This is a genomic window from Enterobacteriaceae bacterium Kacie_13, assembly GCA_013457415.1.
In the GTDB taxonomy this organism is placed as follows: Bacteria; Pseudomonadota; Gammaproteobacteria; order Enterobacterales; family Enterobacteriaceae; genus Rahnella.
In genome coordinates this window covers 1807999-1823288 of record CP045665.1, presented here as the reverse complement: position 1 = coordinate 1823288, position 15290 = coordinate 1807999, and the positions used below count along the sequence as shown (strand labels likewise).

The window sequence follows — 15290 nt, the reverse complement described above, 5'->3', positions numbered from 1 at the left end:
TTCGCCCTCAGCACTTAGGCTAATCAGCGTTGTCTGATTGGAGCCATGACCTTTAGCGGTCATGCTGACAAAATAGTGTTCATGTAATGAGGGAAGAATGACAAAACAAATTCTGGGTGCCGCATTTTTGCTGTGCGCCACTTTGCTAACCGGCTGTAACCAGCTTACGCAATACACCATCAGCGAACAGCAGGTAAATGATTACCTGCAAAAGAACAATAAGTTCCAGAAGGAGCTCGGCGTGCCTGGGCTGGTAGATGCGAAAATCGTTCTGACCAACCTCAGCAGCCAGATTGGCCGCGCAGATCCGGGCGTTGTGACTCTGACCGGCGATGCCAGCGTAGATATCTCCTCACTGTTCGGTCCGCAGAAAGCCGATATGCACCTGACGCTGAAAGCCAATCCCTCGTTTGACCGCGAGAAAAGCGCCATTTTCCTCAAAGACATGCAGGTGGTGGATTACACCATCAAGCCTGAAAAAATGGACAGCGTGATGAAAGGCCTGATGCCGTATCTGAATAACTCACTGAAAACCTACTTTGACCAGCGTCCAGCCTATGTGTTGAACGCCGATCGCAGTAAAGGTGAAGCGATGGCCAAAAAACTGGCGAAGGGCATTGAAGTGAAACCGGGGCAACTGGTGATCCCGTTCACTGACTGATTTAGCCATACGCATGTCAATAAAAAACCCGGCGCATCTTCATGGCCGGGCTTTTTGCATTTCTGAGAGGACGATTTACTGATCGTCTTCCTCATCATCTTCCAGATCGTCTGGCAACTGTTCTTCCAGTTCGTCACGCATTGCCTGTAAGGCTTCGCGGCTGATTTCAGACAGCGTGCGGTAGAAACCACTGGTCGCGTGAGCTTCTACTTTGCCGAGAAACTTGCCACACCACGGGAAAAGGAACTCATCGAACAGCGTGATTTGCGCCGTAACTTCATCTTCCGTGGACTGATCTTCGAGCCATGAAGCAGCCAGCAGCATCGCGCCGAAATGGTCGGCAGGCCCGTCGCCCAGCGGCATTCCTCTCTGCTGAAGGAAAGCACGCACGTCCATTTCATTCGCGCCTTCAACATAATCACTGCGAAAAGGTGAAACAGCGCATTCGGAACCGACAAACAGATGATTAAATTCAGCGGCAAGCGTTTCCGGGTTAGCGCTTTCCTGCAAACGGATCAACAACGCGTTCTGCTCCAACGGCCAGTGCTCACGCAGCTTACCATCCTGAATCAGGCCAAAAAGCGGAACCAGTAACGGGTCCTGCGGCTGGCGGTAAAACAGCGTGCCGAGAACGCGACAAACAATTGAAAATTCATTCATAACAGTAACCTGATCAGACGATGGAAAGGGTTAGCCCCCTGCGAATTGGCGGCGACAATGTCACAGTTCGCTGAGTTCTGCAATTGGCGCGCGGCCACGCTTCTCGAGAAAATCGAGGAAACGGCGCGGACTGACGTTCAGAATGCGGTCTTCCGGGAAATCTACCTCCTGCAAGATGCGTTCGCAGTGCTCAAATCCACCCAACGAATAGGCGATATGAGAATCTGAACCCAGCGCCAGCCAGCCACCCGCCTCTTTGACTGCCAGCGCAATCGCGCGACAGTTCGGCTCACTGCCTTTACGCGAGTGAATAAACGACGAGTTATTCAACTCCAGCGCCACGTCATATTTCGCCGCGGCGGCAGCTACGGCCGGAATATCAATCGGATATTTCGGGTTGCCGGGATGGGAAATAATGTGAACGTCGCCGCCCGCCATCGTAGCAATCATCGCGGCGGTATGGGTTTCTTTATCAACTGGCTGCATCACCGGCTCATGGAAACCAGCAATGATCACGTCGATTTCATCGAGCATCGGGCCAGTGCAGTCAATATCGCCATTGATATTTTTGATGTTCGATTCGATTCCGCGCAGGATGCCAATGCCATTCACCAGACGCGGCCAGACCCGCATATTCATAAAATGCCAGTAGTGCGGCGCATCGGCCATATCCGGGCCATGGTCGGTGATGGCAAAGAGCCTGATGCCTTTTTCCGCTGCTTCATCAATGTAATCGTGCAGCGTGCTGTAAGCGTGCGTGCTGGCGACGGTGTGCATATGTAAATCGACCGGGTACGGCATGTACTCTCCTTGAGAAGTTTCCGCTGCGGCGCAATGACCACAGCTTTTATAATGTTAGCAGATGACTCAGTAACCTCGCTCAAGATCGACACGCCCTGCCGGTTCACGCCCCGCTTCCATCGCCAGAATATTTTTGACAATGCTGTCCATCGCTGCTTCCGGCAACGTATCGGCCGCCACGTGCGGCGTGATGCTTACGCGAGGGTGCGACCAGAAAGGATGCATGGCGGGTAACGGTTCTTCGACGAAGACATCAAGCTGCGCGGCAGCAATCTGCCCGCTGTCCAGCGCGCGCAGCAGATCCCCTTCCACCAGATGGCTGCCACGACCGAGGTTAATCAGGTATGCATTATGCGATAAGAATGTGAACAGTTGATGATTGAGCATGCCGGCAGTATGCGGCGTATTAGGCAACAGGTTGATCAGCACTTTGCAGCCGGTCGCGAACGCGGCTAACTGCTCATCACCGTAGAAACTTTGCACGCCATCCAAGGACTTGGCGCTGCGACTCCAGCTACGCACCAAAAATTGCATCCCCACCAGCGCCTCGGCTACCCGGCTGCCAAGTACGCCCGCACCGAGGATACCAATCGTGAAATCATTGCGCGAATGGGGTGTAAGCGGACGCCACTGTTTTTGCTGCTGGAAAAGCTGGTATTCATCCATGCGGCGGAAATAGCGCAACACGCTCGCCAGCGCATATTCCTGCATTTGCAGCGCCATGCCGGTGTCTTCGAGGCGGATCAGCGGAACGCCTGCGGGAAGCGTGCCGGGCTGACGCTGTTCCTGCGTAAGAATGGCATCGACGCCAGCCCCCAACGCAAAAATGCCTTTCAGCTCTTTACGCGGCGCCAGCATCGCGTGCGGCGGACGCCACACCAGCGCGTAATCAGCGGGTTGATGGTCGGCGGCATTCCAGGCGCGCACATTGGCCTGCGGCAATCTTTTTGTTATTCCGTCAATCCAGAGTTTTGCATCAAATGTAGGGTGGTAAAAAATTATGTTCATCTTTGTGACCTCCGTTGTCCTGATAGATTTCCCTGAATATCATCAGGATGCAACCCTGAGGCTGAAAAAAGAACAGGCCCCGAAATTCGGAGCCTGTAAGGTGAACCTTTGATACGTAAATAACTCAGGCAGCAACGGGCTCGCGGCTGATCATTTTGCGTAACAGCGGGATCAGCACCAGCAGCACCACACCGGTGGCAACAGACCCCCAGCCCAGCGCGTTGAACACCTGACTGTAACCCGGATTGGTCAGTACCGGCGTACTGCCGGCGTTCTGCGGCATCAGCCCGGAAATGTAACTCGCCAGCACCGAGGCCACGCCGGTGACCATCATCCAGCAACCCATCATCACGCCCTGATAGCGTGCCGGTGCCAGTTTACCGATCATCGCGTAACCGATCGGCGAAATCAGCAGTTCACCGATGCTTTGCAGCAGGTAGCTGATGGCAATCCACTTGAACGCCACCAGCCCGTCACCGCCCGCCAGATGAATGCCCAACGGCAGTACCAGCATTCCCAATCCCATACAGAACAGGGAGGCGGAGAACTGCGTCGGAATATCAATGTTCCAGCCGCGCTGACGCAGGTTTTTAAACCACAACGCCATCAGCGGGCCGCCGATGACAATCACCACGGTATTAATATTCTGGATCCACTGCGGCGCCACAGGGATACCGTAAACGTTCAGGTTGATATTGTGTTCGGAGAACAGCATCAGCCCCATCGGTGCCAGCTGATACAGCGTCCAGAATACCAGTGAGCCGAGCGCCAGCAACAGATAAGCTTTCATACGTCGGCGTTCGTCGGCATCACGATGACGGAACGTCACCATCGTCATCAGCGCGAAGATAATCACACCCAGCACCACGACGAAGTAGCTGCTGAACTCGGCGTGGGTCAGCAGCAGGCGGATAACCGGCACCAGCACGATCAGAATCGCGATACCGATGGCCATGCAGCGCAGCATCTGGCTGCGGCTGGCCTCTTTCAGGGGAGTGCTGATATCGGCCAGAATCGACCAGCGGGAAAGCGTCACGACGATCGCCGCCACGTTACCCAGCGTGGCGAACAGGAACAGCGCGCGGTAGTTTTCGCTGAGCTGGAAATACCCGGCGACGGCAAACCCGATAAAGAATCCGAGATTCATCCCGGCATAGTTCCACAGGAAGGCCGATTCCCGGCGATCATCATCCGGCGCAAAGCGTTGCGTCAGCATCATATTCAGACAGGTGACATTCAGCCCGCTGCCGGTAAGGAACATCGCCAGCCCCCAGTACAGTCCGGTGACGCCCTCCAGCGCAATCAGTGCGCAGCCAAAGACCTGCAATACCATTCCGAGTACGAACAAATTACGATTGCTGAGATAACGTCCGCCGAGATAGCCGCCGAACATATGCAGACCGTAGTTGAACGCGCCGAAGACGCCCATAATAGCGTTGGCGTTGTCTTCGCTAAAGCCGAGCTTTTTGGTGGCGTACAGCACCAGCGTGGAATACAGCACCGCAAAGCCGAGCGTCGCGAATGTCTGAACGAAGAATAACGTGCCCGCACCGGCGGGGATCGCCGTACGGTGATGCGACGTGGTCGCGTTATTTGGCTGACTCAAGAATGACCCCTGTCGTGATATGAGAAATAAACGCTGCTTCGTCTGGTGACTTTAACGGTTCTAATAGGAAGCAATTTTTCAAAGGGCACTGTTATACCTCCGCCAATGCTGTTTTTCACAACATATGTTGCTATTTGTGAGTAACCAAAAGTGTTTGCGGGTAAATTGCGCTTTTATGCAGTCTGGCTAATTATTTATTCATTGTGATTAGCTAAGCTAATAACTTTATGCAACTGTTTCTGTCTGCTCAGGCTTAAGGCATTATTTGTTCTGTAAATCATCAAATTGCTCTAAGTTTGGCTAATCGGCACGGATCCTGCAAAAGAGTGTTGACGATGGGCCCGCTTTTCCCTACATTAGCGCCGGTCAGCAGTACTGCGGTGCGGTTGATAGCTGGAGAGGTGTCTGAGTGGCTGAAGGAGCACGCCTGGAAAGTGTGTATATGAGCAATCGTATCGAGGGTTCGAACCCCTCTCTCTCCACCACATTATAAGTGAAAGGCCCGGATGAAAATCCGGGCCTTTTTCTTTTCTGTTTTTACTCCTCCTTAAGCGCGATAGCCTGCGTCAATACCGCCGCCCCGTTCATCCGCCCGTAACTCAACATATCAATCGCTGCGACAGGTCTGGTGCCCTGCGTTATTGTCTCCACGCGCGCTTTGAGATACGCCACCTGCGGCCCGAGCAAAATCACATCCGCCCTTTTGCATCATGCGTTCAGGCATATCGAAGTGGAAGAGATTGGCGAAAGGCTTAATGCCGCTGGCATTCATCTGGTTAAGCATATCGCGATAAAAAGCGATTTATGGCAATGACTGCCGGTTATTTTTATCAATTCCATTTTTGAACAGCGCCAGCATAGAATTAAACATCGATGAATAAAGACTTGATTTGTTGTTTAGTTTTTTCTGTGAGCTATTTCCAGTTTCATCTCTAAGCTGCTATTGAAATTCAGGCATCAGGCTTACTCTCTGTGAAATATTAAACCCGCGGCCAAATCATCAATTATCAATATACACGCAAGGTGATTTATACAATTGCAGGATAGTTAATGTCAGACATTCCCCGCCAGATAAAGGCTGAGCCCGCAGAAACTGCGCATTGTTTACTAATCCAACAGGCTGCGCAGTCTGTAAGCGACAGGCACAAAACGCCGAAATTCTGCTTGACCCTTTACGGCTGTCTCCCTATAGTAACGCCCCGTTGCACCGCTTGCGATGTAACAAACACGGTGAGGTGTCTGAGTGGCTGAAGGAGCACGCCTGGAAAGTGTGTATACGAGAAATCGTATCGAGGGTTCGAACCCCTCTCTCACCGCCAAATTAAAGAAAAAGGGTCCTGATGAAAATCAGGACCCTTTTTCTTTAATGCACTCCCCCTTTTCAAACATCAGCAAGCAGGCGGTGGTAACCCTGCTTGAGCATTTTCATAGTATGAGACCCATTTCCATATCAACCTTCATGCGACGATGCAGTCATCATCATCACTTTTCTTTCGTCATTATTGATAATAAAAGCCGCCCGATACTGTCCTGCAAGTTTAATTCTATACAGCCTATAACAATTTTTCTGATGAGTGAGTTTTAGATCCCAGCGCCTTCCATCAAAGTGCCGCGAGTCTGTCGGACAACAATTTGCCGCTGCTATTGCTGCTTTAAATTCGTTATATTTTCTGATGCTAGGCCCGTCAAGATCCAGTACAGACATATCACTCTCATCAACTGACCATCCTGGCAAATTTTCCGCCGCTGCCGATGGCATAAAATTTCTTGATTTGCTTTTAACACCTTTTGACGTTGAAGGCAGGTCAAAAGCTGAGGAAGAAGAAGAAGACTGCCATCTTTTTAAAGGTTTAAGTTGAACAGGTAATGTAACAGTTGGTGCAGAAACCGTTCGTTCATTAAAGGGTGGAATATAAGCAGGCAGCCTTGGTAAGGCATCGGTTTTACTGGGTACCACAGCTGCAAACATTTGATTTTGGATTTTTAATTTTAATTGTGTTTTTCGTTGTGATTTTTTTCTTCGAACTCTGACATGCTCGACTGGCTGGGCTGATGCAATAGGTAATCTCGCTATAGCACCCTGTGCCCAAAGTGGCCCTTCATTGTCAGAAAAATATTCACATTCACCTTCAGACGCAGTCTCATAAATATCATCTAATATTTTTTCATAGTTACAATTTTTTAGAGGCATAAATAATAATCCATTTATTTACATATAGTTAACACTAAACCGGGGAAGTAAGAATAAAACTCCATTATTCATTAAGCAATGCTAAAATATTTTCTTTGTGAAAAGCCGAACACAAAAAGCACCCCATGCCAAAAAGATGCCTTAATAAATATTAAAACATGGGGTTTATTATTTAATAAGATGAGTAATTAAATGCGTACCAACATCAGACCTGCCCGTAATCCCATCGCAACGTTTGGATTAGGGAACAACACCACCTCTTCTTCAGCGTCTACCCGATAGGTTTTGCCGTTTTCCCTGGCGATCACAAATCCTTTTTGATATGCGGTAAAATTGAGCGCATCGCCGGGAATGAACAGCTGGAAATCTTCTTTCGAGCGGATCACATCCTGTACTACGCGGTAATGGAGTAAGGGAGCCTCCGCTTTTCGGTCAGGCAACGGTTCGCCGCTGACCAGCGCTTCAAGCGCACGCCGCACGCCGCTGAACTGTGTGTGATCGTTACTGCCAAACGGTAAGGCTTTGCCCAGTTCGAGCGTACAGCTGTCGGCCTGAAATACTTCGCTGCTGAAATGGGTAAAGGTCCCGCCCGGCGAACGGTGATGCACCAGCGCATCCAGCCCGGCGGCATCAAGCCATGCGAGCATCCCTTTGCCTTGCGGGCGCGGCTGAAAAGGCAGCAGACCGAAACGCACGTGTTTAGAGCCGCGAATTGCGGTATGCAAATCATAATGGAACCGCTGCGTGGTACCGGCCGCCGTGGCGCTGCGGTAAAACAACGCCATCACCTGTTCAAGTTCCTGCACACGGCGGGTTTCATCATTCGGCCTGTAGCGGGCATGACGACCGCCGAACATGCGGTTCATATCGGCATCGACATACCGCTGGTTGATACGCATCGACGGCGGATTTCCCAGCAGAACCAACAGCCGGATATTCAGCATTAACTCACCCGACAGCAGTTTGCTGACCATCTGATTAAGCAGCTCGATCGGTGCAGTTTCATTGCCGTGAACACCGGCAGAAATGACCACCGCCGCTTCACAGGGCTGACGGGGTGACAGTTCGAGAATACCTTCGCCGCGCCACTGCCAGTCCAGCATTTCCGTTTGTCCGAAAGGCTGGGGGACAGGATCGCCGGAAAGCGTCATCGCCAGTAAATCAAACATGTTTCACTCCTTTGAAAACTCAGCGCTGGAACGGATAAATCGGGCCAAGACCGAGAATATTGGTCAGCTCGTCGAGTGCGGTGCGTACTTCGGTGAGCAGCTGCGGACAGGCCAGATCTTTCGCCTGCATACGGTCGCGATAGTGCTTATCCACCCAATTATTCAGGCTGATAAACTGCGTATCACTCATCAGTGAACCGACGTTCACTGCATTCAGTTCGTTACGGTTGAGCGCCACGCGCAGGCGCAGACACGCCGGGCCACCGCCGTTGCGCATACTTTCCCGCAGATCAAACACTTCAATCTGATTAACCGGGCCACCGCTTTCTACCAGTGCCGACAAATACGCCCATACGCCGACGTGCTGACGGGATTCTTCCGGTACCACCAGCAACATTTTACCGTCGGATTTGGTCAGCAACTGGCTGTTAAACAGATATGTCGCCACGGCGTCATCAAGCGATACTTTGGCCTGCGGCACTTCTATCGGCTGGAAATCCAGTCCAAGCGCCGCCATTTTGCGGTGTATTTCATCAAGCGCTGTGGATGAATTCACAAACGCCTGCTGATGATAGAACAGCACGTTGCCGTTGCTGACGGAAATGACGTCGTTGTGGAACACGCCGCTGTCGATGGCCTGCGGATTTTGTTGAATAAATACCGTGCGCTTCTCGTCGAGCTGGTGCAGACGCGCAACGGCATCGCTGGCTAAGCGGGTCTGACGTGCCGGATAGCGCACCGGCTCGTTCTCGCCGGTGACCAGCCCGTCGCGACCATACACAAACACCTGCACGCCGGGTTTATCGTATTCACCACACAACCGGTTATGGTTGGCGGCACCTTCATCGCCCAGTGCCCCCACCTGTGGCAGCGCGGAATGATGGGCGAAATATCGGTCTGCGTGAAACGTCGCGCGCAAGATAGCTGATGTGGTTTCGGCTTCGATGGCGCGATGGAATTTATTATTCAGATTGGCGACGGTGAAATGCACGCGCCCGTCCGCACTGTCGGCGGAAGGCGATACCGTGGCAGCATTCGCCACCCACATGGATGACGCTGAACTCAGCGACGACAACAAACGCGGCGAATACGCCTGCGCTTTAGCCAGCACTTCACGGTCGCTGCCGCCAAAACCCATCTGTCGCAATGTGCTAAGGTGCGGGCGTTCATGAGGTGGCAAAATGCCCTGCGCAAAACCCAGATCAGCCAGCGCTTTCATTTTCAGCAGGCCCTGCTTCGCTGCCAGACGCGGATTCGCCACCGCATTCTGGTTTTTGGTCGAGGCTTCGTTGCCAAACGACAGCCCCGCATAATGGTGCGTCGGCCCGACTAATCCGTCGAAATTTGCTTCACATCCAGACATGCCTGTCTCCTCAGGTTGTGCGGAAATCAATACCCGGCGACAGCGTCGCGGGGAGTTCCAGCTTGTCTGTTTCCAGCGAGGCCATCGGCCACGCGCAGTAATCAGCGGCGTAATAAGCGCTCGGACGATGGTTACCCGACGCGCCGATACCACCAAATGGCGCATTGCTCGAGGCTCCGGTCAGCGGTTTGTTCCAGTTCACAATGCCCGCCCGTGCTTCCAATAATAGCTGCTCAAACTGAACGCGCTCAGCCGATATCAGGCCAGTCGCCAACCCGAAGCGGGTCTGATTGGCCAGAGCGATGGCGCTGTCAAAGTCGCTGTAGCGATAAATACTCAGCAGCGGCCCGAAATATTCTTCGTCGGGAACGCCCGCCACGCCGGTCAGATCGATAATCCCCGGCGTCAACACGGTGTTAAGCGGATCCGGACGGGTCAGCAACAGCAAGGGTTTACCACCCAGCGCCAGCAGGCCGTCCTGCGCTTTAAGCATGTTGCGTGCCGCCGCGTCAGAAATCACGCCGCCCATAAACGGCTGCGGTTCATCGTTCCATCCGCCGGAGCGGATCTGCATGGTGACATCCACTAAACGCGCGATAAACGCATCCCCCGCCGCGCCCTCTTTGACCAGCAAACGGCGCGCGCAGGTACAGCGCTGCCCCGCAGAAATAAACGCCGACTGAATGGTCAGATTGACCGCAGCATCAATGTCTTCGACCGGCTCGACGATCAGTGCGTTATTCCCGCCCATCTCCAGCGCCAGAATTTTTTCCGGCTGACCTGCCAGCTGGCGATGCAGCTGATAGCCGGTGCCCGCACTGCCGGTGAACAGCAGGCCGTCGATATCGGCACAGGCCGCCAGCGCTTCGCCGGTTGTGCGTCCGCCCTGTACCAGATTTAGTACGCCTTCCGGCAAACCGGCCTGTTCCCACAGCTTGACAGTTTCTTCAGCCGTTTTCGGCGTCAGTTCGCTCGGTTTGAAAATAATCGTATTGCCCGCCAGCAGAGCCGGAACGATATGGCCGTTCGGCAGATGGCCGGGGAAGTTATACGGGCCGAAAACTGCCAGCACGCCATGCGGACGGTGGCGCAACACCGCTTCGCCATCGGGCATTGCGGTATGTTTTTCACCCGTGCGCTGCTGACAGGCTTCCAGTGAAATCGCCACTTTGCCAATCATCGCCTGAATCTCTGTCAGCGTTTCCCAGCGTGGCTTGCTGGTTTCCTGGCTAATGATTTCGGCCAGCCGGGTTTTATGCCCGGTGAGTAATTCTGCGAAGCGCGTAATGACTTCCGCGCGCTCGGCCACGGTTTTACGCGCCCAGGCAGGAAATGCCGTACGGGCGGCGAGGCAGGCCATATCGACATCTTCCGCATTGGCGCTGAGCGCGGACCACAGCAGTGTGTTATCCGCCGGATTGGTTTTGTTCAGCTGCGCGCCCTGTCCGCTACGCCACTGGCCCTGAATAAAGAGTGCGGGTTGCATCATGCGAGTGTTTCCTTTTTGAGAGATTGCGGAGCGGAATTGAGGTTCTTGCCGGGAAAGAGCGCCACGGCACGCAGATTGTCGCCTTCGCGCAGGCCAAGAATTTCAGCTTCGGCGGTGCTGAGCGTCAGGGATTCTGACGATTCCCCGCCGGTAATAAGTAACGCGCGAAAATTCTGGTACTGCTCGTTAGCCACCAGATACAGCGGCTCGTCCCCCTCTTCACTGTGTTCGGCAAGCCGAACCGGCATCAGGCGGCTCTCTTTGACGGCGCGCAGCTGATCGATTTCACCTTCCAGCGTCGGACCTGCGTCGAAAATATCTACATATCCTTGATAACTCAGACCTTCGGCTTCCAGCACCGCGCGCGCCGGTGCGGTTTGCGGATGCACTTCACCAATCACCGCCCGGGCGTCGGGGCTAAGCAGCTCGGTGTATAGCGGATGTTTAGGCATCAGTTCGGCAATAAAGGATTTTTGTCCCATGCCGGTCAGTCGGTCGGCTTCGGCGAATTCCATCCCAAAGAAATGCCGCCCGACGCTGTCCCAGAACGGGGAATGACCGGTGTCATCAGAAACACCGCGCATTTCGGCAATCACCTTGCGGGAGAAGTATTGGCGGAACGCCGCGAGAAACAGAAAACGGACTTTCGCCAGCAGCTGACCGTTTTTACCGTTGCGATAGTCGTTGTCGAGAAACAGCGTGCAAAGCTCGGTATAGCCGGTGTGATCGTTGCTCAGAAACAGCGTCGGCACTGGCTTATAAATGTTCAGGCTTTTGGACGCGTGCACCAGCGTGCCGAGGCGGAAGTTGTACCATGGCTCACTCAGACCGACCGCCACTTCGATAGCGCTGACGCCCACGACTTTTTGCTGCTCAGTGTCTTCGAGCACAAACAGATAACCCTGGTCGGCTTTCTCCAGACTGCCTTCCCAGGTCGCCACGGAACGTTCAATGCGCGCACGCAGATGCGTTTCATCCTTGGGCAAAGACGTTAAACCGATGCCGGTTTTGCCTGACAACTGCAGGATATCGGCGAGATCGCCGGGCCGCACAGGTCTAATCAACATCATAGTGCTTTACCTCATTCATACAGAGAAATCACACGCACAGGCGTGCAACAGCGCGTTCCAGCCGGTTCAGCCCTTCCTCGATATCGGCGCCCGGAATAATCAGCGATGGCGCGAAACGTAAAACATTTGGCCCGGCAATCAGGGCGATCAGCCCCTCTTCTGCCGCCAGCGTATTGAGCTGTTTCGCCTGATCTTTATAGCGCTCGCTCATCACCGCACCGAGTAACAGTCCCTGACCGCGTACCTGACTGAAGACGTGATAACGATCGTTGATGCGCTTAAGTCCGGCGATAAACCATTCATGACGCTTTTGCACGCCGGACAACACCTCTGCTGTGTTGATCATCTCAAACACTTTGCCCGCAACCGCGGTCGCCAGCGGGTTACCGCCATAAGTTGTGCCGTGGGTACCCGGCTGGAACAGCACGGCGTATTTGTCGGTGGTCAGCATCGCGCCTATCGGGAAACCACCGCCGAGCGCCTTGGCGCTGGTCAAAATATCCGGCACCACGCCGTAGTGCTGATAGGCATACAGCTCACCGGTGCGGCCCACGCCGGTCTGCACTTCATCAAAAATCAGCACGGCCTGATGCTTGTCGCACAACTCGCGCAGGCCTTGCAGGAATTCGGCGTCAGCGGGCACCACACCGCCCTCGCCCTGAATCGGTTCAACGATCACCGCGCAGGTACGGGAAGAGATATGGCTGGCCACTGCGTTCAGATCATTAAACGGCAGATGGGTTATGGCCGGTGGCAGCGGCGCGAAATCTTCAGAATATTTCGGCTGACCGCCTGCGGTGACGGTAAACAGCGTGCGACCATGGAAAGCGTTTTTGAAGGCGATGATTTCATTCTTTTCGCCACCCGCTTTATGACCATAGAGCCGCGCGAGTTTCAGCGCCGCTTCGTTGGCTTCCGCACCGGAGTTACAGAAAAACACTTTGTCGGCGAAGGTTGCGTCAATCAGCTGCTTTGCCAGACGCAGCACCGGTTCGTTGGTATAACCGTTTCCCAGATGCCAGACTTTGTCGGCCTGCTCATGCAGCGTTTTACGAATTTCAGGATGCGCATGTCCCAGCGCGTTCACCGCAATACCCCCCGCAAAATCCACGTAGTCTTTACCCGCCTGATCCCATAACCAGGAGCCTTCGCCACGCACCGGAATAAACGCGGCAGGGGCATATACCGGCACCATCCAGTCATCAAAGTTCTGGCGGCTGACGTTTTGCGGTTGCTGTTGGTGTTCCATATAAACCTCTTTAATGAATGCCAGTGACTGGCTGAATTCAGGGTGCACGTTTCCGCCCCCCATACAGGCGGAAATTTCGGTTATTAATTTGTTATCTAAAAGTTAATAATTAATTCACTCAGTCACATCATAGAGTGCAGGCATCGTGCCAGCAAAGGATAAAAGTGAATAAAACGGGCGAGGGATAGAAAAAACAATCACTTAAAAGCGGCCATTATTCAATTTAATTGCATAAATAATGAATAAACAAAAAAAATCCCCTTTCGCAGCAACGCGCGGCAGAGAATGAGTATGCAGCGAATTTTTTTATTCCGGCTGACAGGAATTGTGCAGGATTGTGATCCGGCGCGTATCCGCGCTATTCCTGCGAGGCGGAATGCCCGATAACAGTGCGTCAGTGCACTTTTGTGGCGCAATCATCTCCCGTGACCGCCTTCACACTCTGCGTAAATAAAAACCAGCCATGCCGGTTTTCACGTCTCCTCTGGCCCTCACCCGTCAAAAATGATGCATAAGTGTTAATTATTTGTTTAAATTTAGTATCATTGTTATCGGTAACGTCAACTCACCTTTACCCCTGCTGCACTTTTCATGGTTTTAAATAACTTAAAATTAACAATTAAAGTTACATAAATTAACATTTACGGATGCTAATCACATTTCATTCACGACTGCGCGAAAACGGCTTTCCCGTTAAGTTAATCTCTGAGTGTGGAATAAATAACCACCGCCCGTCCCCCTACACCAGAACAGAACATCATAAGAAAGGTACAGACATGAAATTTAACCTCGCATTAGTGAATGCATGTGTGGTTTCGGCATGCATGTTATTCACCACACCAACGTTCGCCGCCAAGCCCTACGACATCGCCGTGGTAGCAAAAGTGACCGGTATTCCCTGGTTCACCCGCATGGAAGTCGGCGTTAAAGACGCCGCGCAAAAACTTAATGTGAATGCCTATCAGGTGGGTGGTTCAACGCCCGATCCGGCTCAGCAAGTGAAAGTGATTGAAGATCTGATTGCCAAAAAAGTCGACGCCATTATCGTGGTGCCAAACGACGCCAAAGTGCTGGAACCTGTCCTGAAAAAAGCCCGCGAGCAAGGCATCGTCGTGTTGACTCATGAGTCACCGGACCAGCAGATCGGCCAGTGGGATGTTGAAACCATCGACAGCCAGAAATATGCCGAAGCCAATATGGATGAACTGGCAAAGGACATGGGCAGCAAAGGGGGTTATGCAATTTACGTCGGTTCACTGACCGTGCCATTGCACAACGCATGGGCTGATGCGGCCATCAAGTATCAGAAAGAAAAATATCCCGATATGCATGAAGTCACTTCCCGTTTGCCGGTGGCGGAAAATATCGACAAGTCCTACTCCACTACGCTCGATTTGATGAAAACTTATCCTGACCTGAAAGGGATCATCGGATTCGGTTCACTCGGCCCGATCGGTGCCGGTCAGGCGGTTCAGCAGAAACGTGCGAAAAATAAACTCGCCGTCGTCGGTATCGCCATGCCTGCACAGGCGGCCCCATATCTGATGCGCGGTGATATCAAGAAGGTTCTGCTGTGGGATCCAAAAGATGCCGGCTTCGCGCTGGTAAGCGTCGCCGATCAACTGTTGCAGGGTAAAGAAGTCACTAAAGACCTGAGCATCGAAGGATTGGGTAAAGCCGATGTCGATATGGATAAGCACGTCATCCGCTTTAATAAAATCCTGGAAGTGACGCCGGAAAATGCGAAATCACTCGGGTTCTAAAATAACGATAAAACTTTAATTTTTACCGGGAGTATTTTTATTCCCAACGCCATCACCAGGCAAATAGGAACAGATACGGCGTAGTGTGTGGTGCCGTATCTGCTTTTCTAAAAAAATTGCAAACCTATACCCTAAATAATTCGAGTTGCGGGAAGATGGCAAATAAGTGAATTCCGGTGAGCTTACACAAGTAGGTGATTCGGGTGAGCGAACGCCGCCAACGCCCCCACAGCGTAAAGTATGACGGGTATAAAGTAAGG

The 15290-nt window shown here is 52.7% G+C and carries 13 protein-coding genes, 2 tRNA genes and 1 pseudogene; 4 read left to right on the top strand and 12 right to left on the bottom strand.

Features of this window, described 5'->3' with window-relative positions; translation table 11 throughout:
* The first annotated feature begins 97 nt into the window (after nucleotides 1-97).
* A complete protein-coding gene (locus tag GE278_08285; protein QLK60757.1) occupies nucleotides 98-661 on the top strand; it encodes a lipoprotein in 564 nt (187 codons plus the stop codon).
* Nucleotides 662-736: 75 nt separating this feature from the next.
* Here GE278_08285 and GE278_08280 read toward each other — a convergent pair whose 3' ends face one another.
* The 4 genes from GE278_08280 to GE278_08265 form a co-directional block, all read right to left on the bottom strand.
* Entirely contained in the window at nucleotides 737-1321 is a 585-nt protein-coding gene (locus GE278_08280; GenBank protein ID QLK60756.1) for a molecular chaperone, read from the bottom strand.
* 60 nt (nucleotides 1322-1381) lie between these two features.
* Nucleotides 1382-2122: a PHP domain-containing protein gene (locus tag GE278_08275; GenBank protein ID QLK60755.1), complete on the bottom strand. Its 741-nt coding sequence runs from the start codon at nucleotides 2120-2122 to the stop codon at nucleotides 1382-1384.
* 66 nt (nucleotides 2123-2188) lie between these two features.
* A complete protein-coding gene (gene ghrA, locus GE278_08270) occupies nucleotides 2189-3130 on the bottom strand; it encodes a glyoxylate/hydroxypyruvate reductase GhrA (GenBank protein ID QLK60754.1) in 942 nt (313 codons plus the stop codon).
* Nucleotides 3131-3254: 124 nt separating this feature from the next.
* Nucleotides 3255-4736 (bottom strand): MFS transporter, encoded by a 1482-nt coding sequence (locus tag GE278_08265; GenBank protein QLK60753.1) that lies wholly within the window; start codon nucleotides 4734-4736, stop codon nucleotides 3255-3257.
* A gap of 395 nt (nucleotides 4737-5131) precedes the next feature.
* Here GE278_08265 and GE278_08260 point away from each other — a divergent pair.
* A tRNA-Ser gene (locus tag GE278_08260) sits at nucleotides 5132-5221 on the top strand.
* A gap of 52 nt (nucleotides 5222-5273) precedes the next feature.
* On the opposite strand, the gene GE278_08255 is transcribed toward GE278_08260, so the two are convergent.
* Both GE278_08255 and GE278_08250 read right to left on the bottom strand, forming a co-directional pair.
* Nucleotides 5274-5429, bottom strand: coding sequence for a hypothetical protein (locus GE278_08255; protein QLK60752.1), 156 nt, complete (start codon nucleotides 5427-5429; stop codon nucleotides 5274-5276).
* A pseudogene (locus GE278_08250) lies at nucleotides 5344-5607 on the bottom strand (family 1 glycosylhydrolase). The gene GE278_08255 and the pseudogene GE278_08250 overlap by 86 nt, the downstream one beginning before the upstream one ends.
* Before the next feature lie 358 nt (nucleotides 5608-5965).
* Here GE278_08250 and GE278_08245 point away from each other — a divergent pair.
* A tRNA-Ser gene (locus GE278_08245) sits at nucleotides 5966-6055 on the top strand.
* A gap of 131 nt (nucleotides 6056-6186) precedes the next feature.
* On the opposite strand, the gene GE278_08240 is transcribed toward GE278_08245, so the two are convergent.
* From GE278_08240 to astC, 6 genes are all read right to left on the bottom strand, one after another.
* Complete coding sequence (locus GE278_08240) at nucleotides 6187-6927, bottom strand: hypothetical protein (protein ID QLK60751.1); 741 nt, start codon at nucleotides 6925-6927, stop codon at nucleotides 6187-6189.
* 188 nt (nucleotides 6928-7115) lie between these two features.
* The gene (astE, locus tag GE278_08235; protein ID QLK60750.1) at nucleotides 7116-8096 is read right to left on the bottom strand and encodes a succinylglutamate desuccinylase; all 981 of its coding nucleotides are present in this window, start codon (nucleotides 8094-8096) and stop codon (nucleotides 7116-7118) included.
* 19 nt (nucleotides 8097-8115) lie between these two features.
* Nucleotides 8116-9459 (bottom strand): N-succinylarginine dihydrolase, encoded by a 1344-nt coding sequence (gene astB / locus GE278_08230; GenBank protein ID QLK60749.1) that lies wholly within the window; start codon nucleotides 9457-9459, stop codon nucleotides 8116-8118.
* A 10-nt stretch (nucleotides 9460-9469) separates the two neighbouring features.
* Nucleotides 9470-10948: a succinylglutamate-semialdehyde dehydrogenase gene (gene astD, locus GE278_08225; protein QLK60748.1), complete on the bottom strand. Its 1479-nt coding sequence runs from the start codon at nucleotides 10946-10948 to the stop codon at nucleotides 9470-9472.
* Nucleotides 10945-12018 (bottom strand): arginine N-succinyltransferase, encoded by a 1074-nt coding sequence (astA, locus tag GE278_08220; GenBank protein QLK60747.1) that lies wholly within the window; start codon nucleotides 12016-12018, stop codon nucleotides 10945-10947. Before astA ends, astD begins: the two co-directional genes overlap by 4 nt.
* Nucleotides 12019-12046: 28 nt before the next feature.
* Complete coding sequence (gene astC / locus GE278_08215) at nucleotides 12047-13267, bottom strand: acetylornithine/succinylornithine family transaminase (protein ID QLK63242.1); 1221 nt, start codon at nucleotides 13265-13267, stop codon at nucleotides 12047-12049.
* Nucleotides 13268-14043: 776 nt separating this feature from the next.
* On the opposite strand from astC, the gene GE278_08210 reads away from it, so the two are divergent.
* Entirely contained in the window at nucleotides 14044-15030 is a 987-nt protein-coding gene (locus GE278_08210; protein QLK60746.1) for a substrate-binding domain-containing protein, read from the top strand.
* Nucleotides 15031-15290 lie beyond the last annotated feature (260 nt).

Coding starts and splice junctions, on each gene's coding strand:
- GE278_08285 (QLK60757.1), top strand. CDS start 98: ATGACAAAACAAATTCTGGGTGCCGCATTTTTGCTGTGCGCCACTTTG.
- GE278_08280 (QLK60756.1), bottom strand. CDS start 1,321: ATGAATGAATTTTCAATTGTTTGTCGCGTTCTCGGCACGCTGTTTTAC.
- GE278_08275 (QLK60755.1), bottom strand. CDS start 2,122: ATGCCGTACCCGGTCGATTTACATATGCACACCGTCGCCAGCACGCAC.
- ghrA (QLK60754.1), bottom strand. CDS start 3,130: ATGAACATAATTTTTTACCACCCTACATTTGATGCAAAACTCTGGATT.
- GE278_08240 (QLK60751.1), bottom strand. CDS start 6,927: ATGCCTCTAAAAAATTGTAACTATGAAAAAATATTAGATGATATTTAT.
- astE (QLK60750.1), bottom strand. CDS start 8,096: ATGTTTGATTTACTGGCGATGACGCTTTCCGGCGATCCTGTCCCCCAG.
- astB (QLK60749.1), bottom strand. CDS start 9,459: ATGTCTGGATGTGAAGCAAATTTCGACGGATTAGTCGGGCCGACGCAC.
- astD (QLK60748.1), bottom strand. CDS start 10,948: ATGATGCAACCCGCACTCTTTATTCAGGGCCAGTGGCGTAGCGGACAG.
- astA (QLK60747.1), bottom strand. CDS start 12,018: ATGATGTTGATTAGACCTGTGCGGCCCGGCGATCTCGCCGATATCCTG.
- astC (QLK63242.1), bottom strand. CDS start 13,267: ATGGAACACCAACAGCAACCGCAAAACGTCAGCCGCCAGAACTTTGAT.
- GE278_08210 (QLK60746.1), top strand. CDS start 14,044: ATGAAATTTAACCTCGCATTAGTGAATGCATGTGTGGTTTCGGCATGC.